This is a genomic window from Flavobacterium sp. GNP001, assembly GCF_054343775.1.
Genome location: NZ_JBTGUX010000001.1, coordinates 1,109,106 through 1,130,692, shown reverse-complemented (window position 1 = coordinate 1,130,692; position 21,587 = coordinate 1,109,106). Strand labels below are relative to the sequence as shown.

The 21,587-nt window shown below is 34.2% G+C and carries 19 protein-coding genes; 10 read left to right on the top strand and 9 right to left on the bottom strand.

Features of this window, described 5'->3' with window-relative positions:
* Nucleotides 1-15: 15 nt before the first annotated feature.
* Entirely contained in the window at nucleotides 16-939 is a 924-nt protein-coding gene (locus ACXX8U_RS04785) for a LysR family transcriptional regulator (RefSeq protein WP_458564844.1), read from the bottom strand.
* Nucleotides 940-1,434: 495 nt separating this feature from the next.
* Here ACXX8U_RS04785 and ACXX8U_RS04780 point away from each other — a divergent pair, with 495 nt between their 5' ends.
* The 6 genes from ACXX8U_RS04780 to ACXX8U_RS04755 all read left to right on the top strand — a co-directional run bounded on the left by ACXX8U_RS04780 (nucleotide 1,435) and on the right by ACXX8U_RS04755 (nucleotide 10,694).
* The gene (locus tag ACXX8U_RS04780) at nucleotides 1,435-3,210 is read left to right on the top strand and encodes an AMP-dependent synthetase/ligase (RefSeq protein WP_458564843.1); all 1,776 of its coding nucleotides are present in this window, start codon (nucleotides 1,435-1,437) and stop codon (nucleotides 3,208-3,210) included.
* Nucleotides 3,211-3,222: 12 nt separating this feature from the next.
* Complete coding sequence (locus ACXX8U_RS04775) at nucleotides 3,223-4,284, top strand: proline iminopeptidase-family hydrolase (protein ID WP_458564842.1); 1,062 nt, start codon at nucleotides 3,223-3,225, stop codon at nucleotides 4,282-4,284.
* 351 nt (nucleotides 4,285-4,635) lie between these two features.
* Nucleotides 4,636-5,121, top strand: coding sequence for a MarR family winged helix-turn-helix transcriptional regulator (locus ACXX8U_RS04770; protein ID WP_458564841.1), 486 nt, complete (start codon nucleotides 4,636-4,638; stop codon nucleotides 5,119-5,121).
* Between the two features lie 75 nt (nucleotides 5,122-5,196).
* Nucleotides 5,197-7,587, top strand: a complete 2,391-nt coding sequence (locus tag ACXX8U_RS04765) for a 3-hydroxyacyl-CoA dehydrogenase/enoyl-CoA hydratase family protein (protein ID WP_458564840.1) — start codon at nucleotides 5,197-5,199, stop codon at nucleotides 7,585-7,587.
* A gap of 80 nt (nucleotides 7,588-7,667) precedes the next feature.
* Nucleotides 7,668-8,849, top strand: a complete 1,182-nt coding sequence (locus tag ACXX8U_RS04760) for an acetyl-CoA C-acyltransferase (RefSeq protein ID WP_458564839.1) — start codon at nucleotides 7,668-7,670, stop codon at nucleotides 8,847-8,849.
* Between the two features lie 39 nt (nucleotides 8,850-8,888).
* Nucleotides 8,889-10,694: an acyl-CoA dehydrogenase FadE gene (locus tag ACXX8U_RS04755; RefSeq protein WP_166135429.1), complete on the top strand. Its 1,806-nt coding sequence runs from the start codon at nucleotides 8,889-8,891 to the stop codon at nucleotides 10,692-10,694.
* 90 nt (nucleotides 10,695-10,784) lie between these two features.
* Here ACXX8U_RS04755 and ACXX8U_RS04750 read toward each other — a convergent pair whose 3' ends face one another.
* Entirely contained in the window at nucleotides 10,785-11,705 is a 921-nt protein-coding gene (locus ACXX8U_RS04750) for a YihY/virulence factor BrkB family protein (RefSeq protein ID WP_458564838.1), read from the bottom strand.
* Nucleotides 11,706-12,093: 388 nt separating this feature from the next.
* Between ACXX8U_RS04750 and ACXX8U_RS04745 the strand changes: the two genes are divergently transcribed.
* Both ACXX8U_RS04745 and ACXX8U_RS04740 read left to right on the top strand, forming a co-directional pair.
* On the top strand, nucleotides 12,094-12,714 hold the full coding sequence (locus tag ACXX8U_RS04745) for a superoxide dismutase (protein WP_458566386.1): 621 nt from the start codon (nucleotides 12,094-12,096) through the stop codon (nucleotides 12,712-12,714).
* Nucleotides 12,715-12,927: 213 nt separating this feature from the next.
* The gene (locus tag ACXX8U_RS04740) at nucleotides 12,928-14,127 is read left to right on the top strand and encodes an LETM1-related biofilm-associated protein (protein WP_458564837.1); all 1,200 of its coding nucleotides are present in this window, start codon (nucleotides 12,928-12,930) and stop codon (nucleotides 14,125-14,127) included.
* Nucleotides 14,128-14,154: 27 nt separating this feature from the next.
* Here ACXX8U_RS04740 and can read toward each other — a convergent pair whose 3' ends face one another.
* The 4 genes from can to ACXX8U_RS04720 all read right to left on the bottom strand — a co-directional run bounded on the left by can (nucleotide 14,155) and on the right by ACXX8U_RS04720 (nucleotide 17,481).
* Nucleotides 14,155-14,790: a carbonate dehydratase gene (can, locus tag ACXX8U_RS04735; protein ID WP_458564836.1), complete on the bottom strand. Its 636-nt coding sequence runs from the start codon at nucleotides 14,788-14,790 to the stop codon at nucleotides 14,155-14,157.
* 76 nt (nucleotides 14,791-14,866) lie between these two features.
* Nucleotides 14,867-15,511, bottom strand: a complete 645-nt coding sequence (locus ACXX8U_RS04730; protein WP_458564835.1) for a carbonic anhydrase family protein — start codon at nucleotides 15,509-15,511, stop codon at nucleotides 14,867-14,869.
* An 18-nt stretch (nucleotides 15,512-15,529) separates the two neighbouring features.
* Nucleotides 15,530-17,131 carry a SulP family inorganic anion transporter gene (locus ACXX8U_RS04725; protein WP_458564834.1) on the bottom strand — a complete coding sequence of 534 codons (1,602 nt, stop codon included), beginning with the start codon at nucleotides 17,129-17,131 and terminating at the stop codon, nucleotides 15,530-15,532.
* Between the two features lie 62 nt (nucleotides 17,132-17,193).
* Nucleotides 17,194-17,481: a hypothetical protein gene (locus ACXX8U_RS04720; RefSeq protein ID WP_210788481.1), complete on the bottom strand. Its 288-nt coding sequence runs from the start codon at nucleotides 17,479-17,481 to the stop codon at nucleotides 17,194-17,196.
* A 148-nt stretch (nucleotides 17,482-17,629) separates the two neighbouring features.
* Between ACXX8U_RS04720 and ACXX8U_RS04715 the strand changes: the two genes are divergently transcribed.
* Entirely contained in the window at nucleotides 17,630-18,571 is a 942-nt protein-coding gene (locus ACXX8U_RS04715; protein WP_458564833.1) for a LysR substrate-binding domain-containing protein, read from the top strand.
* Between the two features lie 59 nt (nucleotides 18,572-18,630).
* Here the strand turns inward: ACXX8U_RS04715 and ACXX8U_RS04710 are convergent, their stop codons facing one another.
* Together ACXX8U_RS04710 and mnmC2 are read right to left on the bottom strand one after the other, a co-directional pair.
* Nucleotides 18,631-18,828 carry a hypothetical protein gene (locus tag ACXX8U_RS04710; protein ID WP_166135405.1) on the bottom strand — a complete coding sequence of 66 codons (198 nt, stop codon included), beginning with the start codon at nucleotides 18,826-18,828 and terminating at the stop codon, nucleotides 18,631-18,633.
* Nucleotides 18,829-18,962: 134 nt separating this feature from the next.
* Nucleotides 18,963-19,625 (bottom strand): tRNA (5-methylaminomethyl-2-thiouridine)(34)-methyltransferase MnmC2, encoded by a 663-nt coding sequence (gene mnmC2, locus ACXX8U_RS04705; protein WP_458564832.1) that lies wholly within the window; start codon nucleotides 19,623-19,625, stop codon nucleotides 18,963-18,965.
* A gap of 299 nt (nucleotides 19,626-19,924) precedes the next feature.
* Between mnmC2 and ACXX8U_RS04700 the strand changes: the two genes are divergently transcribed.
* Nucleotides 19,925-20,992 (top strand): branched-chain amino acid aminotransferase, encoded by a 1,068-nt coding sequence (locus ACXX8U_RS04700; RefSeq protein WP_458564831.1) that lies wholly within the window; start codon nucleotides 19,925-19,927, stop codon nucleotides 20,990-20,992.
* A gap of 81 nt (nucleotides 20,993-21,073) precedes the next feature.
* On the opposite strand, the gene ACXX8U_RS04695 is transcribed toward ACXX8U_RS04700, so the two are convergent.
* A complete protein-coding gene (locus ACXX8U_RS04695; protein ID WP_458564830.1) occupies nucleotides 21,074-21,463 on the bottom strand; it encodes a pyrophosphohydrolase domain-containing protein in 390 nt (129 codons plus the stop codon).
* Between the last annotated feature and the right edge of the window lie 124 nt (nucleotides 21,464-21,587).

The following is a 21,587-nucleotide window of genomic DNA, read 5'->3' as shown; positions in this document are numbered from 1 at the left end:
ACAAAATGCTTCATCTTAATAACCTTCTGACCAACTGAACTTTTTTGAAACAATATTGTCGCGTTCTTTTTTCATATAGTTCAAAAATGAAGTGGCAACAGGCGAATGTTTTTTCCCTTTAGGCCAAATTAAACTCCACGTTGTCTTAACTGGCAGCCCTGCATAAGGTATTATCTGTAGTTCATGATTGAGCAGTTCATTTTTGATACCTATCAAAGGCATTATAGAACAGCCTATACCCGCGATAACAGCTTGCTTAACAGCTTCGTTTGAGGTAAGCTCCATTTTTTTGGGAATAAAAATACCGTTACTTTGAATAAATTCCTCCATCACTTGTCGGGTACCAGAACCTTTTTCACGAAAAATAAGAGGCATATCGTTAAATACAGATGAGGAATCTGCACCACGTTTTAATTTCAAATTAGAATTAGCCACCAAATACAATCTATTTTGCATTAAATCTAATTGATCCACATTCAAACCACTTGGTAATACCGAAACTAATGCAAAATCTACCTCATTATTTTCCAAACTACTCAATACTCTACTTTTATTTGTAACATCCATTTGCAGATCGATTCCAACATTTTTTTTGACAAAATCAGCTAAAAAATAGGGCATTACGTACTTACCTGTAGACACAATAGTTACCTTTAGCCTTCCACTCAATTGCCCTTTGTAAGCTCTTGTTTTATAATTAATAGTTTCAATTTGTTGAATAATCGTTTGAGCAACCTGCGCAATCTCTTGACCAAAATCAGTAACATATAATTTTCTACCCACAATTTCAGTCAAAGGCACATCAAATTGATCCTGAAAATTTCGGAGTTGAATTGATACAGCTGGTTGCGTTAAATGCAACTCTTGTGCAGCTTTCGTGATACTCTGCGTTTTGACCACTTTCAAAAATATTTGTAACTGATGTAAGGTGTAATTCATAAAAAATCCTTATGATTATTATTAAAAATATAAATGCAAATTAATAAAAAATAATTTTTATTTTTAACGAATTAATAAAGTAAAAAGTCATTAATTATTAAATATATATACAATATTATTGATTTTTATGTAAAATACTACACATATCGGAATTACTGCCTTTCTTAAAAGGTTAAATTGGTGCTCTCTTGCGAATCATTTTCTACTATTTTGAATTAGTAACCAAATTTTAGAATACCACCACGGAGTCACTATTACATCGCTTAGTTAAAACTAAGTTTGACTAAGCGAAGTAATTCCATTATCAAAATCAGGTTTAATGCCCATCCTCTTCTCTATTTTAAGTCTTTCAAAAAAACAGCTTAATCGAATTACTGATCAGAATCATACATTAATTTATAGCTTATTTGGCTGTCAAATCGACATATAATTACATATTTTAAAATTTTATAACTATTTTTATTTTAATTTGCATAAAAATCCAATATCCCAATAATGATAAATATCACACGCCTCTTTGATTTTCCGTATTATCAGCAGGAAAAATACAATTCCATCCCAGATGCTTTAGTAAGCAAACAAGATGGTACCTGGATTAAAACTTCAACACAAGAATATATTGCCAAGGCAAACGCCATTTCACGTGGACTTTTGCGTCTTGGGGTACAGAAAAACGATAAAATTGCACTCATTTCATCCAACAATCGTACAGAATGGAATATCATGGATATTGGTGTCCTACAAACCGGAGCGCAAACTGTGCCCATCTATCCTACTATTTCTGAAGATGATTACGAATACATTTTAAATCACTCAGGTGCTATTTATTGTTTTGTTTCAGACGCCGAAGTTTTACGAAAAGTAAACCTAATCAAACACAAAGTTCCTTTACTTAAGGAAGTGTATACCTTTAATACTATTGAAGGTAATGCGCATTGGTCAGCAGTACTTGATTTAGGTGCTGATACTAGCAATCAAAATGAAGTGGAGGAAAGAAAAAACAATGTGGCAACAGAAGAATTAGCTACAATAATTTATACCTCAGGTACTACCGGAAAACCAAAGGGAGTTATGTTATCGCATCAAAATATTGTTTCAAATGTTTTAGATAGTGCGCCTCGTATCCCTTTTGAAGCAGGTAAAAGTAGAGCATTGAGTTTCTTACCAATTTGCCATATTTTTGAAAGAATGATTTTGTATCTCTACCAATATTATGGAGTGTCTATTTATTTTGGAGAATCAATTGAAAAAATTAGCGACAATATTAAAGAAGTACAACCTACTGTAATTACTGCTGTACCTAGATTACTTGAAAAAGTATATGATAAAATTTATGCTAAAGGAACTGAGTTAACTGGAATCAAGAAAAAACTATTTTTCTGGGCTATTGATTTAGGTTTAAAATACCAACCTTACGGTAAAAACGGGATTTGGTACGAGCTACAACTTGGTATTGCAAGAAAACTAATTTTCAGTAAATGGAAAGAAGGCCTTGGCGGAAAACTAGATTTGATGGTTTCGGGTAGTGCAGCCTTACAACCTCGTTTGGCTAGAATATTTGCAGCAGCACAAATCCCTGTAATGGAAGGCTATGGTCTAACCGAAACGTCTCCAGTAATCTCAGTAAACGACCTAAGAAACAAAGGTTTTCGAGTAGGAACCGTGGGCAAACCTATTGTAAACGTTTCTGTTAAAATAGCTGAAGACGGAGAAATTCTCTGCAAAGGAAAAAATGTAATGATGGGTTACTACAAAGACGAAAAATTAACCAACGAGGTAATTGTAGATGGCTATTTCCATACGGGTGATATCGGCGAATTTGACTCAGATGGATTTTTAAAAATCACCGATAGAAAAAAAGAAATGTTTAAAACCTCAGGAGGAAAATACATTGCACCACAATCTATCGAAAATACAATGAAACAATCTCGTTTTATAGAGCAAATTATGGTGATTGGTGATGGTCAAAAAATGCCTGCTGCTTTCATTCAACCAAGTTTTGACTTTTTACGCGAATGGGCAAACATTCACAAAATCGATATTGGAAAAACCAATAAAGAGATTAGTACAAATGCACAAGTAATTGAGCGCATTCAGGAGGAAGTAGATACCTTGAATGAAAAATTTGGAAATTGGGAAAAAATCAAACGCTTTGAGCTTACATCAGATGTTTGGTCTATTGAAGGTGGAGAGCTTACGCCAACTCTAAAATTGAAACGTAAAATTGTTTTACAAAAATACGCTGACTTGTTTGACAAAATTTACAATTAACACCGAATCGTAATGAAGAAACTTTCAGTCATGATGAGTGCCGTTTTGTTGCTAGTTTTATTGACAACATGTCAAGAAGCTGCAAAAACCAATGAGATTAGAGATAACTATTTGGATTTTAGTCAACGTGACGATCAATTGACTGGAGGTATAAAAATGATTCCTATCAAAACACCAAAGGGAACCTTTAACGTTTGGACCAAACGTGTTGGGAATAATCCTAAGATAAAAGTACTGTTACTTCATGGTGGTCCTGGTTTGACTCATGAATTGTACGAGGCATTTGATGGCTATTTCCCAAACGAGAGTATTGAATATATTTATTACGATCAATTGGGATCATATTATAGTGATCAGCCAAAAGATAATAGTCTTTGGACAAACGAACGTTTTGTTGAAGAGGTAGAGCAAGTGCGAATAGCACTTGGATTAAATAGTTCGAACTTTTTCCTGATGGGACAATCGTGGGGTGGTATTTTAGCTATGGAATATGCTTTAAAATATCAAAAAAACTTAAAGGGATTAATAATATCTAACATGATGGCTAGTGCAGCAGAGTACAATGCTTATGCAAAAAATGTATTAGCACCACAGTTAGAGCCTTCAATTTTAAAGCAATTGCAGGATTTGGAGAAAAACAATGATTTCGACAACCCTAAATACAGCGAATTACTGTTTCAGCATTATTATACGAAACATATTTTGAGAATGCCGCTAGACAAATGGCCCGAATCAATCAACCGCTGTTTTAAGCATCTTAATCTAAATGTTTATGTGTATATGCAAGGCCACAGTGAATTTGGCATTACTGGAAATGCGACTTTGAAAAATTGGGATGTTAAAAACAAACTTAAAACAATCAAAGTACCTACCTTAAGCATAGGCTCAAAATACGACACCATGGATCCCGAACATATGAAATGGATTGCCAATGAAGTTCAGAACGGTAGATTTTTATTTTGTCCAAACGGAAGTCATTTATCACAGTACGACGACCCTAAAAATTACTTTACTGGAGTTATTCAATTTTTAAGAGATGTTGACAACAAAACTTTTAAAAAGAAAAATAATTAAAATCGAAAAGCACTTATGAATTGACATCAGTGCTTTTTTTATGCATTCTATTTTCACAAACACAATCAAGATATGCATTTGTCCACAAATTTACACCTCTACCAAGGTTGTTCATTTTCGCATGAGGGATAGCAGTGGCATCCTTTTATAGGGTGACTTTTTACAAGTCACCCTATAAAAGATAAAACGAATAGCCCGACCCAATGGGACATGCCCTAAGTCAAAAAACCCCTACCACACTGATATACAAATACTATTCTATCACTAACTCATTATTTTTGAAAAAAAAATTAAATATATTATGCGTGCATAGTATTATTTTTATTATATTTGAAATCGATATAGTTACACATGAAAGAAAAAACGATAGATTATATTTTACGTGCCACTTGGCAAGCCGTTGCTAGAATGTATAACGAGGAAGCTTCGAAGTACGATGCTAGTATGGCAACAGGTTTTGCTTTGTTAAGTATTGATAAAGAAGGTGGCACACCCTCTACTTCTTTAGGACCTAAAATGGGAATGGAAGCCACAAGCTTAACCAGAACATTAAAATCTATGGAAGAGAAAGGACTAATCACAAGAAAAAAAAATCCCGAAGACGGACGTGGTGTATTAATTTATTTGACTCCTTTTGGAAAAGAAAAAAGAGATTTATCTAAAAACACAGTGTTAAAATTTAACGAGGCTGTGAGAACACATGTTTCTGAAGATAAATTACAACATTTTATAGAAGTAGCTGAAATTATCAATGAATTGATTGTCGATAAAAATATTTTCCCAACATCAGATAAAAAAGAATACATCACGGAATTAGTTTCTAATACAAAATTATAAACAACATTAATAAAAGTAGTAGTGTTCCAAGCTCAAAGCTGTTGCACTGCGGCGCTAAAACAAATCAAAACAAGTATGAAACGCACCATTAAAAAAGTTGCAGTAATTGGGTCTGGAATCATGGGTTCTGGAATTGCTTGCCATTTTGCAAACATTGGAGTTGAAGTATTACTCTTGGATATTGTACCGAGAGAATTAACAGAGGCCGAAGCAAAAAAAGGCTTGACATTAGAGAGTAAAATTGTTAGAAATCGTTTGGTAAATGATAGTCTAGCCAATTCGTTAAAATCGAAACCATCCCCTATTTACAGTCAAAAATTTGCAAGCCGCATTACAACTGGAAATACTACCGATGACATGGCAAAAATTGCTGGTGTTGATTGGATTATTGAAGTTGTTGTAGAGCGATTGGATGTTAAAAAACTTGTTTTTGAGCAAATTGAAAAATTCAGAAAACCGGGTACACTTGTTACTTCAAACACATCTGGTATTCCGATTCATTTTATGAGTGAAGGTCGTAGTGAAGATTTCCAGAAACATTTTTGTGGAACCCACTTTTTCAACCCTGCTCGTTACCTAAAATTATTCGAAATTATCCCAGGACCTCATACTTCAACCGAAGTACTTGACTTCCTTACTGTTTATGGAGAGAAATTTTTAGGAAAAACATCGGTTGTTGCAAAAGATACTCCTGCTTTTATTGGCAATAGAATTGGTATCTACGGTATTCAAAGTTTATTTCACCTTGTTCAAGAAATGGGATTAACTATTGAAGAAGTTGATAAATTAACTGGACCTGTTATTGGTCGACCAAAATCAGCAACATTCAGGACTGTGGACGTTGTTGGTCTTGACACATTGGTGCACGTTGCCAACGGTATTTATGAAAACTGCCCAACTGATGAGCAACATGATTTGTTTAAGCTGCCAACATTTGTGAGCAAAATGATGGAAAACAAATGGCTTGGTAGTAAAACGGGCCAAGGTTTTTACAAAAAAGAAGGGAAAGAAATCCTTACGCTTGATTTAGATACTTTAACCTACAGAGCGGCTAAAAAAGCATCATTTGGAACTTTAGAATTAACCAAAACTATTGATAAACCAATCAACCGTTTTAAAGTTTTAGTGAAAGGAAAAGACAAAGCTGGGGAATTTTATAGAAAGAGTTTTGCTGGTTTATTTGCTTACGTATCAAACCGTATTCCTGAAATAGCAGACGAATTGTACAAGATAGACGATGCCATGAAGGCAGGTTTTGGATGGGAAAATGGTCCATTCGAAATTTGGGATGCTATTGGTGTTGCAAAAGGAATTGAAATCATGAAAGCCGAAGGTTTAACTCCTGCTGCTTGGGTTGAAGAGATGTTAGCTTCTGGAAGCAACAGTTTTTATACTGTAAAAGAAGGAGCTACTTATTTTTACAACATTCCTACTAAAAACCAGATCAAAGTTCCTGGTCAAGATGCATTTATCATTTTGAACAACATTCGCGAAAGCAAAAAAGTTTGGAGCAACAGCGGAGCTATTATTCAAGATTTAGGAGACGGAATTTTAAACCTAGAATTCCAATCAAAAATGAATACTATTGGTGGCGATGTGTTACAAGCTATCAATAAAGGGATTGATTTGGCTGAAAAAGAATATCAAGGATTGGTTATAGGAAATCAAGCTGCTAATTTCTCAGTTGGAGCCAACATCGGAATGATTTTCATGATGGCCGTAGAGCAAGAGTATGATGAATTGAACATGGCGATCAAAATGTTCCAAGATACCATGATGCGTGTGCGCTACTCTGGCATTCCAGTTGTAGTAGCTCCTCACGGAATGACGTTTGGTGGTGGTTGCGAAATGAGTTTGCATGCTGATAAAGTTGTTGCTGCGGCAGAGACTTACATGGGACTTGTAGAGTTTGGCGTAGGTGTTATTCCAGGTGGTGGTGGATCAAAAGAATTGACACTACGTGCTGCTGATTTATTTCATAAAAACGACGTAGAGTTGAATGTATTACAAGAGTACTTCTTGACTATTGCTATGGCAAAAGTATCTACCTCTGGTTATGAAGCTTTTGATACAGGATTGTTGCAACATGGTAAAGATATCATTGTTGTAAACAAAGATCGTCAAATTGCTGAGGCTAAAAAGCACGCATTGTTAATGGCCGAAGCAGGTTACACGCAACCGATTCAACGTAAAGACATTAAAGTATTAGGTAAGCAAGCATTAGGAATGTTCTTAGTAGGAACAGATCAAATGCAAGCAGGTAAATACATCTCTGAACACGATAAAAAAATCGCTAACAAATTAGCTTATGTAATGGCTGGAGGAGATTTATCTGAGCCAACTTTAGTAAGCGAGCAATACTTGTTAGACATTGAGAGAGAAGCCTTTTTATCACTTTGTACAGAGAGAAAAACTTTAGAACGCATTCAATTTATGCTAACTAAAGGGAAACCGTTGAGAAATTAATTATAAATTATAAATGATGATTTGTAGAGTTAAAATGATTTTAATTTTAAACTTACAATTCATAATTCAAAATACAAGTTATGAAAACAGCCTATATAGTTAAAGCATACAGAACAGCTGTGGGGAAAGCTCCAAAGGGATTGTTCCGATTTAAAAGACCTGATGAATTGGCAGCAGAAACCATCGAATTCATGATGAACGAGTTGCCTGATTTTGATAAAACACGTATCGATGACGTAATGGTAGGTAATGCCATGCCGGAAGCTGAACAAGGTTTAAACGTAGCTCGATTAATTTCCTTAATGGGATTAAAAGTAGAGGATGTTCCCGGAGTTACTGTAAATAGATACTGTGCTTCTGGTCTTGAAACAATTGGAATGGCGACTGCTAAAATCCAATCAGGAATGGCGCACTGTATTATTGCAGGTGGAGCAGAAAGTATGAGTTTTATTCCAATGGGAGGTTACAAGCCAACTCCTGATTATGCTGTAGCAAAAGCAGGAAACGAAGACTATTACTGGGGAATGGGATTAACTGCTGAAGCTGTAGCACAACAGTTTAAAGTATCTCGTGAAGACCAAGATGAGTTTGCTTATAATTCACACATGAAAGCATTGCAAGCACAGGCAGACGGGAAATTTGACAAACAAATTGTACCAATTACTGTAGAGCAAACGTTTTTGAATGAAAATGGAAAAAAAGAAACCAAATCATACGTTGTAAATAAAGACGAAGGTCCAAGAGCTGGTACATCAAAAGAAGCTTTGGCTGGATTGCGTCCTGTTTTTGAAGCAAATGGTAGTGTAACTGCAGGAAACTCATCACAAATGAGTGATGGAGCAGCTTTTGTTTTGATCATGAGCGAAGAAATGGTGAAAGAATTGAACATTACACCTATTGCGCGTTTAGTAAATTTTGCATCAGCTGGAGTAGAGCCAAGAATCATGGGTATTGGACCAGTAAAAGCAATTCCAAAGGTTTTAAAACAAGCAGGTTTAACAATTAATGACATTGATTTAATTGAGCTGAATGAAGCTTTTGCCTCTCAAGCATTAGCTGTAACTCGTGAGCTTGATTTGAACCCAGAAATTATTAACGTGAATGGTGGTGCAATTGCATTAGGTCATCCTCTAGGATGTACTGGTGCTAAACTTTCTGTTCAATTATTTGACGAAATGCAACGTCGCGGCAGCAAATATGGAATTGTTTCTATGTGTGTTGGAACTGGTCAAGGTTCTGCGGGTGTTTTCGAACTTTTGTAAGCTTAGATTTAAAATAAAACATATTAAAAAAATAAAAAAATGGCAGATACAATTGAAAAAGACGTAACCCGCGGTGGTCAGTTTTTAGTAAAAGAAACAAAATGTGAAGATATTTTCACACCAGAAGATTTTACAGAAGAGCAATTAATGATGCGTGACTCTGTAAAAGAGTTTGTAGACAAAGAATTGTGGGCACACAAAGATCGTTTTGAGAAAAAAGATTATGCGTACACACAAGAAACAATGAAAAAAGCTGGAGATTTAGGATTGCTAGGAGTAGCTGTTCCTGAGGCTTACGGCGGATTAGGAATGGGATTCGTATCTACAATGCTTGTATGTGATTATATCTCAGGAGCAACAGGATCTTTCTCAACTGCATTTGGAGCTCATACCGGAATTGGAACTATGCCAATTACACTTTATGGGTCTGAAGAGCAAAAGCAAAAGTATGTACCAAAATTAGCTTCTGGCGAATGGTTTGGTGCTTACTGTTTGACAGAACCAGGTGCTGGATCGGATGCCAATTCTGGAAAAACGAAAGCAGTTTTATCTGAAGACGGTACCCACTACTCTATCACTGGTCAAAAAATGTGGATTTCGAATGCAGGATTCTGTAGTGTTTTTATCGTATTCGCAAGAATTGGTGATGACAAAAACATTACTGGTTTTATCGTAGAAAACACTCCTGATAACGGAATTTCAATGGGAGAAGAAGAGCACAAATTAGGTATTCGTGCCTCATCTACTCGCCAAGTATTTTTTAACGAAACAAAAGTTCCTGTAGAAAACATGTTATCTGAAAGAGGTAACGGTTTCAAAATTGCAATGAATGCACTTAACGTAGGCCGTATCAAATTGGCAGCTGCTTGTTTAGATGCACAACGTAGAGTAATTACTGGAGCAGTTAAATATGCTAATGAAAGAATCCAATTTAATACTGCAATTTCTCAGTTTGGTGCAATTCGTGCTAAATTAGCGGATATGGCAACTAGCTGTTATGCTGGAGAAAGCGCATCATACCGTGCTGCAAAAGACATTGAAGATCGTATCATTGCGCGTGAGGCTGCAGGAGTTTCGCACCAAGAAGCTGAATTAAAAGGTGTTGAAGAATACGCTATCGAATGTTCTATCTTAAAAGTAGCGGTTTCAGAGGATGTTCAAAACTGTTCAGACGAAGGGATTCAAATTTTTGGAGGAATGGGATTCTCTGAAGATACACCAATGGAAAGCGCTTGGAGAGATGCACGTATTGCACGTATCTACGAAGGAACAAATGAGATCAACAGAATGCTATCAGTAGGAATGTTGATTAAAAAAGCGATGAAAGGACACGTTGATTTATTAGGACCAGCTACTAAAGTTGGCGAAGAATTAATGGGTATTCCATCTTTTGACACTCCTGATTACTCTGAATTACTTGCTGAAGAAAAAGAGATGATCGTGAAGTTGAAAAAAGCATTCATGATGGTTGCAGGAAGTGCCGTTCAAAAATTTGGAACCGAATTAGATTCACACCAACAAATCTTAATGTCTGCATCTGATATGTTGATCGAGATTTACATGGCAGAAAGTACTTTGCTTAGAACTGAAAAATTAGCCAAAAAAGAAGGCGAAGACAAAGTAAAAGAGCAAATTGCAATGGCACAATTGTACTTGTACCAAGCAGTAGATATTGTTACTCAAAAAGGAAAAGAAGCGATTATATCTTTTGCTGAAGGCGATGAACAACGCATGATGCTTATGGGATTACGTCGTTTTACAAAATATACCAACATGCCAAACGTAGTGGCATTGAAAGAAACAATTACGGCAAAATTAGTAGCCGAAAACGAATATTGTTTCTAATAAATTTAGTTTTTAGTTTTTTTTTAACCGCCTTGGATCCTCAAAGAACAAGGCGGTTTTTTTATGTCTTAGTTTTTGAATTAAAGCGACTTACTTTCTTTTCGGAACTTCTAAAACTTCAACTTTAATAGCAACCGCATAGGCATTAGGAATGATTTTATTTCCATGAGAATTAGCATAAACTTTAGTGAACTCGGCACCAAAATATAAAATAATAGCCGAATAATATACCCAAACTAAAATAATAACTACTGATCCGGCAGCACCATAAACAGTGGCTACGGTAGAACTACCCAAATAAAAACCAATCGCAAACTTACCAATCATAAAAAAAAGTGAAGTAAAACTAGAGCCAATCAATGCATCTTTCCAAACAATTTCACCGTCTGGTAACGTTTTAAAAATCACAGCAAACAAAATGGTGGTGGTTACAAAGAGTAGCAAAATATTAAAAATATAAAAGATATACACCGTTGTATCTGGAAAATAAACCAGTAATCTGGCATTTATGATATCCATAACGGTATTTACCATTAAACTTACCATCAATAAAAAACCCACAGAAGCAATCATAGAAAAAGACATTAATCTGTTTTTTATAAATTTCACAATGCCTTTATTGGGTTTTGCTCTAAGACCCCAAATAAAATTAATGGAACTTTGAATCTCAGCAAAAACTCCAGAAGCTCCAATCAAAAGCATAATCCCTCCAAAAGTAGCTGCAAATGCATTACTGTCAGACAATTCGATATTTCTAATCGTTTCTTGAATTTGCAAAGCTGCTTGATTACCGACCATACCATTAATCTGTCCAAAAAACCTACCGTTAACAGCCTCTTTTCCAAAGAAAAAACTAAAAACTGATAAAATAATAATCAGTAAAGGCGGTAGCGAAAAAATAGTATAATAGGACAACGACGCGCTTAATTTTATAGCGTTATCAGTATTAAACTCGTCAAATGTTTGCACCAGCATGGTCCAGCCATTTTTTGCAATTTCTTTTTTATTCATAGTTTTACTTTTACTCGATAAACCAACAAGATAATTTTAACTTAGGAAGCAAATTTACAAACTAAAACAATTGCTTTTATTTCAGTTTTTTATATAATTACACTTAAAACCATAATTTACAACGCAATATTATAGTAGTAGGATCATCAAAATTTAAGTGATTCTTAACTTGAAATACTATTTAAAAAACTAATTTTAAGGATTAAAATACAACTCTAATTAGTATAAAAAATAAACCGTCATGGAAAACAACAATAGCCGCAGAAACTTTTTAAAACAAACAGCTCTATTATCTACAGGAACAATTCTAGGATCTAGTTTGTTAAGTCAAACTTTTGCAAATGACAAGCTTTTAACTTTACCTCAAAATGAAGCTGTAATTGATGTTATGGGAACATATTCTTTACCTAAACTACCCTACGCGTACGATGCTTTAGAACCTCATTTTGACAAAGCAACCATGGAAATTCATTATAGCAAACACCATCAAGCTTATGTCACTAATTTGAACAAAGCATTGGAAACGGTTGACAAAAACCTAGTTACAATGGGTGTTACATTGGAATCAATTTTTGAAAACATCAATAAATTTCCAGAAGGAATTCGCAATAACGCCGGAGGCCATTACAATCACTCATTATTTTGGAACTTGTTAAGCCCAAAAGGCGGCGGAGTACCTCAAGGATCACTTGCTACAGCTATAAATTCTAGTTTTGGCTCCTTTGAAGAGTTTAAAAAACAATTTACAGATGCAGCGACTAAACGCTTTGGTTCAGGTTGGGCTTGGCTTGTAGTTAAAGATGGTAAACTTGTTATAGGATCTACAGCAAATCAAGATAATCCTTTGATGCGTTTGAAAGGAACTGGACTGAAAGGCAAACCGGTATTGGCTCTTGACGTTTGGGAACATGCCTATTACCTAAAAAATCAAAACCGTAGAGCAGATTACATTGCTTCGTTTTGGAATGTAGTTAATTGGGAAGAAGCTGAAAAGTTATTCAAAGCTTAATTTAAGTGTGAAAAAGAATTACTTAAGCTCCTGGACAGTAGTTTAGGAGCTTTTGTTATTTTGAATTTCTTTCGTTGAGAAAGCGGGAAAAATTAGAAAAAACACTTGTAGTTATATTCCTTTTGAACTAATTGTAATTTGTTTGTTAAACTAAAAAAGTAGCTTCAAAAACTAATCTAAAATAGTATAGCTTTGCAGTCTCAAAATTAAACAATGATTAACCCATCAACATCAGGTTGGATCGATAAATTTTTCGCCGAACAGCATTTTACAAATGAAATTGTTTCGGTTGACAATGCTAGCTTTTATCAAAAAGTACGAGCAACTGGATTTATTTACGGCCATATTATTGATTTTGACCTTCCAAATCCAATTGAAACAAAAGGTTGGTTTAAAGAGGAAATCTCAAAAGTAGCTTTACTTAATGCATTATACAGCGTTTTTTGCCAAAGTACAACTGCAATAGATACCAGTATTTTTGCACAACGAGCAGTTGCTTTTTACAACGAAATGAATCCAGAAGGATTTAGTTTGTTGAAAAAAATACTCCCAAAAAACTCTACGTCACTAACCTTAGAGAAAATTATTGACCAAAGAGTACAAACCAATGACAGTATTATAAGCAAGAATTTTTCTCACTTGGTTACTAATGCACTACTTTTTATAGATGTCTTGGCATTTAGACAGTATTTAGTTCATGGTGAAATACCTGAGAAATACCTAAAAAAAATTGAAGAAACCATTGTAAATTTAGTAACTCTAGCTTTAAAAATAAAATCTACAAAATCACAATATGATGATTTGTTAATCAAATTATTTGAAGCTTCTATAAGATACAGTAAGTTTTCAAAAGTAACCGCTCAAAGTATTGATGCCCTACAACTCGAGTACTTTACACACGAATTGGAAAAAAAATATTTCATTGATTTGGTAGGAATGGCTTTGTGGAGTGATCAAGAAATCGAAAACGACGAAGCCTATTTTTTACATTCCTTGGGTACTACGCTACAAGTATCCGAAGAATTCGTGGAGGAAAGTGTCAAAAATGCACATGATTTCATTGCACGATACAAAAAAGAAATTCCTTATTTTAACTACTCGAATCCAGTAAAACACTTTTATGATCAAACAACTCAAAGTGTTGTAACACTTATAAGCCGCAATAAAAATAGATTATTGAAAGAATTGCTACAAAGCAAAGAATTAATGGTGTTACTAGCCCATTCTACGCACCGCGATCTAGAAGAAAAAGAAAAGAGAAAGGTAAAAAAGCAACTGTTGGAAATATGCAAAACGATTCCTTCACTAACAATATTTTTGCTTCCAGGCGGTAGTTTGTTGTTGCCTATCTTAGTTAAATTTATACCCAAATTATTGCCTTCAGCGTTTAATGAAAATTTGGAAGAAGAATAAAAAAGCCGCTAGTTAGCGGCTAAATATTTAAAATTTTAGTTGATATACATCATCTAAATCTTTTTCAGAACTGATGTTTACCTCTAAATCAGTTACAAAACCCGAATTTAAACCATAAACCCAACCATGTAAAGTCAGATCTTGACCATTACTCCATGCGCCTTGAACGATTGATGTTTTGGCCAAATCAAAAACTTGTTCTTTCACGTTCAATTCTACGAAAGTATTAAAACGAGTAGTTTCATCTGCAATCGTGTCCAGGTGCGCATGATGCAAACGGTACACATCTTTTATGTGTCGAATCCAGTTGTCAATAATTCCAATAGATTGATTGCCCATGGCTGCCTTTACACCTCCGCAACCATAGTGCCCGCAGACAATCACGTGCTTTACTTTTAAAACATTAACAGCATAATCAAGCACACTCAACATATTCATATCAGAGTGGACCACCATGTTGGCAATATTTCTATGAACAAAAACTTCGCCTGGTTTTGCTCCTACAATTTCGTTTGCAGGAACGCGACTATCAGAACAGCCTATCCATAACAATTGCGGATTTTGTCCTTTAGCCAAATCTTTAAAAAAATCTTTATCAACAGCCAATTGACTCTCAACCCATTCTTTATTATTTTCTAGTAATTTTTGATAATATTCGCTCATGATTTTTATTGATCCTAAAAATAAAAAAACCATTAATCTTGCTAATTAATGGTTTTTAGTATTACAATTAAATTATTTAGTTGTTGATAAAAGAGGCATCTTCATAAAAAGTAACTTCACCTGTTTCTAAATTATGCATTGCTCCAATAATACCAATTTCACCATTTTCAATCATTTGCTTTAGGATTGGGCTTCGTTCTAGAATACTGTTTACATTTCTTTTTACATTGATTTGAGATACGTTTTCAACGAAAGTTGCATTTTTTGAACTTCTCTCCGTTAGAGTTTCACTCTCTTGATAAACTGAGGGTTGAATTTTAGACAACAATTCGGTTAAATTCCCCATTTCAACATGATCACAAGCGCCTTTTATTGCACCACATTTGGTATGCCCCAAAACCACGATAAGCTTAGAACCAGCAACTTTACATGCAAATTCCATACTTCCCAAAATATCAGTATTCACAACATTACCTGCAATTCTAACCGAAAAAACATCTCCTAGACCTTGATCAAAAATCAGTTCTGCCGATGTTCTACTATCGATGCAACTTAATATGGTTGCAAATGGCCATTGACCATCAACTGTTGCATTGGCTTGTTCTAACAAATCTCTATGAGCTTTCAAATTACTCATAAATCTTTGATTTCCTTCTTTTAAATAATCCAACGCTTTTTGTGGCGTCATTTGAGCTTGCGATTCTCTATTATGTGCTTTCATATTTTTTAATTTTTGTAATTATTTTTTTTTGGATTCAACAAAAACGTGCTTTTCATCTTCACCACTATTTTCAAGATCATAGGCTTCTTTAAAGCCAATTAGTTTTACTTTAATATTTTCTTCTTTTGACCTAATTTTCTTAAATTCTTTAATTAAATCTAATACATCGTGCGCAATATATACCGTATCGGATGCATTGATAATCACTTTTGAATTTGAAGGAATAGATGCAATTGTTTCTTTAATAGCTGCTTTATTCAAAAAAGAAACCTCTTGAGCCAAGTCGATATGAATAACATCTCCATCTTGGTATTGTTCTTTTCTAAAATTATAAGCGCGTTTCATATTTCCTTTTAAAACGAAAATAACACTAATTATCATCCCTAAAGCAACTCCTTTTAACAAATCTGTGAAAACTACGGCCGCAAATGTTGCTATAAATGGTATGAATTGATATTTCCCTTTTTCCCAAAAATGCTTTACCGTAGCTGGATTTGCTAATTTATAACCTACCATCAGTAGCACGGCTGCCAATGTTGCTAAGGGAATTTTATTCAATATCGATGGTATTGCCAAAACACTTACAAGCAAAAGACCACCATGAATTATTGTAGACATTTTTGATTTTGCTCCTGCAGTGTTATTAGCAGTAGTTCTAACAACTACTGAAGTCATTGGCAAACCGCCTAAAAGAGCACTTAAAATATTACCAATTCCTTGTGCTTTTAATTCTACATTAGTATTGGTATATCGTTTTAAAGCATCCATCCTATCAGAGGCTTCAATACACAATAAAGTTTCAATAGAGGCAACTACCGCAATCGTAACAGCAACAATCCAAACTTTAGAATTTGAAATAGCAGTGAAATCAGGTGTAACAATGATATTTTTGAATTCTTCTAACGAAGTTGGAACCGGCAGACTCACCAAATGCTCTTTTAAAATAGCTAAACTACTGCCTGATTGAATAAAAAATTCGTTTATTAAAATACTCACTATTACCGCAACTAAAGCTGGCGGAACTAGCTTTATACTTTTCAAAAAGGTAATTTTATTCCAAAGTATTAAAATAGCAAGTGATATCAAGGCTATAATTATGGATCCTAATTGAACATGATTCACTACTTGAAATATTTCAGAAAATGAATTTTGCCCATCTAGTTGAAAAAAGGATTCGTCTCCTTCAAAATCTGGATCATAACCAAACGCATGCGGAATTTGTTTGAGAATGATAATCACACCTATACCAGCAAGCATTCCCTCGATAACATTGTTGGGAAAATAATTTGATATCGTACCCGCTTTTATAAAACCTAAAATTAATTGAATGATTCCGGCAATTAATACGGCTAAAAGAAAAGAATCAAACGAACCCAAATCGGTAATAGCTGTTAAAACAATTGCTGTTAAACCCGCTGCGGGACCAGAGACGCTAAGATGAGATTGACTTAAATAGCCTACCACTATCCCACCAATTACTCCTGAAATAATACCCGAAAATAAAGGTGCTCCACTTGCCAAAGCAATACCGAGACACAGTGGCAAAGCCACAAGAAAAACTACTAAACCTGAAGAAAAATCAGATTTTAAATTCGCAAAAAGATTGATTTTTTTGGTCATACCATTAAATTATTTAAACATGTAACTGGTTTTCAAACAATTTGAAAACGATCTAAAATGTATTAAATAAATTCTGGCGGTGGAGAAAATATTTTTTCTAAAACAGTGTCATGACGAGATAAGTTTTCCGAAATAATTTCAGAATTCAAAGATGGCTTAGCAACGACAATTGGATAATCAAAATTTTGCTTTAATTCTGCTTTTATTTCCTTGAAATTTTTATTTACTTCTTCCTCTGAGAAACTGTAAAACATGCTAATATCAGTATCATTTTCTATCAAACTCACAATAGTCGGCGTTGACAAAAAAGCAATAAAAAAGAAAAGTAAAATAGGAGCTACTGACTTCATGTGGCAAAAATATCTTTTTAGTTAAGAAAAATGGCAGAACATTTCATATTTTTTAACTAAAATACTAAAAATATTTAAGTTTTTAGAAGTTAAAAAACATATAAATTAAATCGATAGTTTTTATCTTTGTATAAAATTTTATTATTCGATGACAATTACTCAATTAAAATACGTTTTGGCGGTAGCCGAATATAAAAACTTCACTCTCGCGGCTGAAAAGTGCTTTGTTACACAACCTACTTTGAGCATGCAAATTCAAAAAATTGAGGAAGAACTCAATATTCAAATTTTTGATAGAACTAAAAAACCAATTCAATTAACGGATATTGGCCAAAAGATTGTAAATCAAGCAAAAAATATTGTAGTAGAGGCTGATCGGATTCAAGATATTGTAGAGCAACAAAAAGGATTTATAGGTGGTGAATTCAGGCTTGGCATTATTCCAACCATCATGCCTACACTTTTGCCCATGTTTTTGAACAATTTCATTAAAAAATATCCAAAAGTAAAATTGATCATTGAGGAATTAAACACTTCAGAGATTATTACTAAATTGAATAACGGTCATCTTGATGCTGGAATAGCGGCAACGCCACTTCTGGAAGAAAAAATTAAAGAAATAGTTCTTTATTACGAACCCTTCGTGGCTTACATACCTGAAAGTCATCATCACTTTCAAAAAAATGAAATTGAAGTAGCTGATTTAAATTTAGATGAAATTCTATTATTACAAGACGGACATTGCTTTAGAGACGGCATACTCAACTTATGCAAAACTGGTGACCGCAATGAAATTAGTCATTTTCAAATTGAAAGTGGCAGTTTTGAAACCCTTATTAAGTTAGCTGATGAAGGTTTGGGCACCACGCTACTGCCTTACTTACATACTTTAGATTTAAAAGAAAAAGACAAACTAAAACTTCGTCATTTTAAAGAACCAAAACCTGCAAGAGAAGTAAGTTTAATATTTCCTAAAAACGAATTAAAAATTCAAATTATCGATGCATTACGTAGCACGATTGCCGGCGTCATCAAAGGAGCAATTGTGTTTCAAAATATAGAAATCATCAGTTCAATGCCGAAAAAATAACATAAAAAAAGTCGGAATTTGATTCCGACTTTTTTTATACTCTATTATTTTTCTATTGTTTACGAATTGACTAAAATCAAACATTGTTTTAACTCTGGTTTCTCAACTGTAAAATTTAAAAGCCATTCGCGCAATTGTTCCAACTCATAAGGAAGAAGCGTTTTAATAGCTTTTTCTAACTCTTTGCAAAATAAAGTGGGATCAAAACTTACTCTTTCCAAAATTGATTTTGTATAATCATACATGATTTTCGACATAGTAAATGAAGATTTAATTGATATTTTGATTGTTTTTTTTGTAAAAATACTACAATTTTATTACCTGCACATAAATTTAACGTTGTATTAGCTATTTTAGTATCCTAGTACAATAATAACCACTACGACCCTATTTACTTTTTAAATGCCCTAAACATTTCTCTTTTGCCAGGTGGTCCCGCTAATTTTTCGACCGTAAAACCAACCTCAATCATACTCCTTTTAACTACTCCGCGCGCTGCATAAGTCACTAAAACACCTCCTGATTTTAATGATTTATACATTTTTTCAAAAATGGCGGTACTCCAAAGTTCAGGTTGCACACGGTAGCCAAAAGCATCAAAATAAATTAAATCAAAACAATCACTATCAGTAATATTTTCAAAAAACTGTTGCCTTTTTAAAAGGGTAAAATTATTTTTTAAAATAGTACTTTCTCCCCAAGGGCATTGATGCATTTTTTGAAATAGCTCCAATTTATCACCGGCGTTTAGCTCGGCGACGTAATTCATTTGTAAAACTTCTTCGGCAGCAACAGGATAAGCCTCTACTCCCACATAATGAATAGTTTGGTTTCTTTTCTCGGACTCTAACAATGTAATGAAAGCATTGAGCCCAGTTCCAAAACCAATTTCGAGTAACGCTATTTCTTGATTTGGAAATAGAGCCAATCCGTTTTTAATGAATACATGCTGTGCTTCTTGTATAGCACCGTGCTTAGAGTGGTAACATTCGTCCCAATCTGTTAAATGTATGGTTGTTGAACCATCAAGTGTTTGAATAATTTCTCTTTTCAACGTGTTACTCTTAGTTATTGATGTTTAAATTGCATTAAAACCCTCTTCAAAATTAATCAAATCTAAAATGATAGCCCTAAAATCTGCATGTTTTTTGCACAAAACTCGCATAAAACAAACAAGTTCGAATGGATTTTTTACAAAATAAACAAATCTCACCAAAAAGACATAATTAATAGTTTATTGATAAGAATTGTACTGAATTTTATTTAATTTTGCAAATATTAAGGGAGGCCCTGCGAGCAATGCAAGAAATGCAGGCTTTCATTTAAAATAAAATCAAAAAACAGTATACAACTATGAGTACTACTCAAACTACCCAAATTGAAATTATAAAAGCTGCGACTACCAAAATAAACGACGTAGATTTTGGCAACTTAAGCTTTGGGTCTGTATTTACGGATCACTTATTTGAATGCGACTTTAAAAATGGAGAATGGCAACAACCAGTTATTAAACCATATGCGCCTTTTTTATTAGACCCTTCAACAAGAGTTTTTCATTACGGGCAAGCCATTTTTGAAGGAATGAAAGCCTATAAAAATGAAGCAGATGAAATTTGGCTTTTTAGACCTGACGAAAATTTCAATAGATTTAATAAATCAGCAGTGCGTATGGCAATGCCTGAAGTACCAGAAGAACTTTTTATGAGTGGTCTTCGTCAATTGTTGCAACTTGATGAAGCTTGGATCAAAAAAGGAAAAGGAAACGCCATGTACATTAGACCGTTTATGATTGCAAACGGAACGGGAGTAATCGCAAATCCATCAGACGATTATAAATTTATGATCATTTTGTCGCCAGTAACATCCTATTATGCTGGAGATGTCAAAGTACTTATCGCAGAACACTACAGTCGCGCAGCTAATGGCGGTATTGGAGCAGCCAAAGCGGCTGGAAATTACGGAGCACAATTTTACCCAACAACACTTGCCAATAAGCAAGGTTTTCAACAAGTAATTTGGACTGACGATGCAACACATACAAAATTAGAAGAGGCGGGAACCATGAACGTGTTTTTCAGAATCAACAACAAACTTCTTACAGCTCCTGTTAGCGAACGTATTTTGGACGGTGTTACTAGAAAAACCTTGATTGAATTAGCAAAAAGCGAAGGCATTAACGTAGAGGTACGCTCTGTATTGGTAGATGAGCTTGTTGCTGCCGCAAAAGATGGAACTTTACAAGAAATTTTTGGAGCAGGTACTGCAGCTGTCGTAAGTCCAATATCTGGATTTTCTTATAAAGACGAATATTTTGAATTACCTAAGCTTGAATCTACGGTAGCTAATCAATTGAAAGATAAGCTAACAAACATTCAAAACAAATTAGAAGAAGATACTTTTGGATGGACCGTTAAAATTTAATAATACCTCCAAATTAGGATATAAAAAAAGCGATTTTCTCTGTGAAAATCGCTTTTTTTTTACAATCAAATTAGGTTTTCCTTATTCATTGTCAAAAATCGATGAAAAATCAGGTTTGAAGTAGTTTGGCCCTTTCAAAACTTTACCATCTTCACGATAAATAGGTTGCCCATTTTCATCGAGTTTACTCATGTTACTTCGCTGGATTTCATCAAAAACAGCTTCTATTTTATCTTGCAAACCGTGCTCAATAATGGTCCCACATAAAATGTAAAGCATATCCCCCAAAGCATCAGCAATTTCAACTAAATCACCATTTTTAGCTGCCTCAAGATACTCTTCGTTTTCTTCCTTCATGAGTTCAAACCTAAGTTCTTCTTTATTGTTTGCAAGCACCGCAAGAGGAGCCTCACTGTAACCAAGTCTATAAGCAGTATGAAATTCTTTTACTGCATCAATTTGTTTTTCCATCCTTAAAATTTGTTAATTGCAAGGGCAAATTAGTAACTATTTCTAAACTATTACCTAAATTTACCAAAAATAAAATTAACTATGTTCAGTAAAGGTCAACTCGTATTTGCGGTCTTATTTTTTA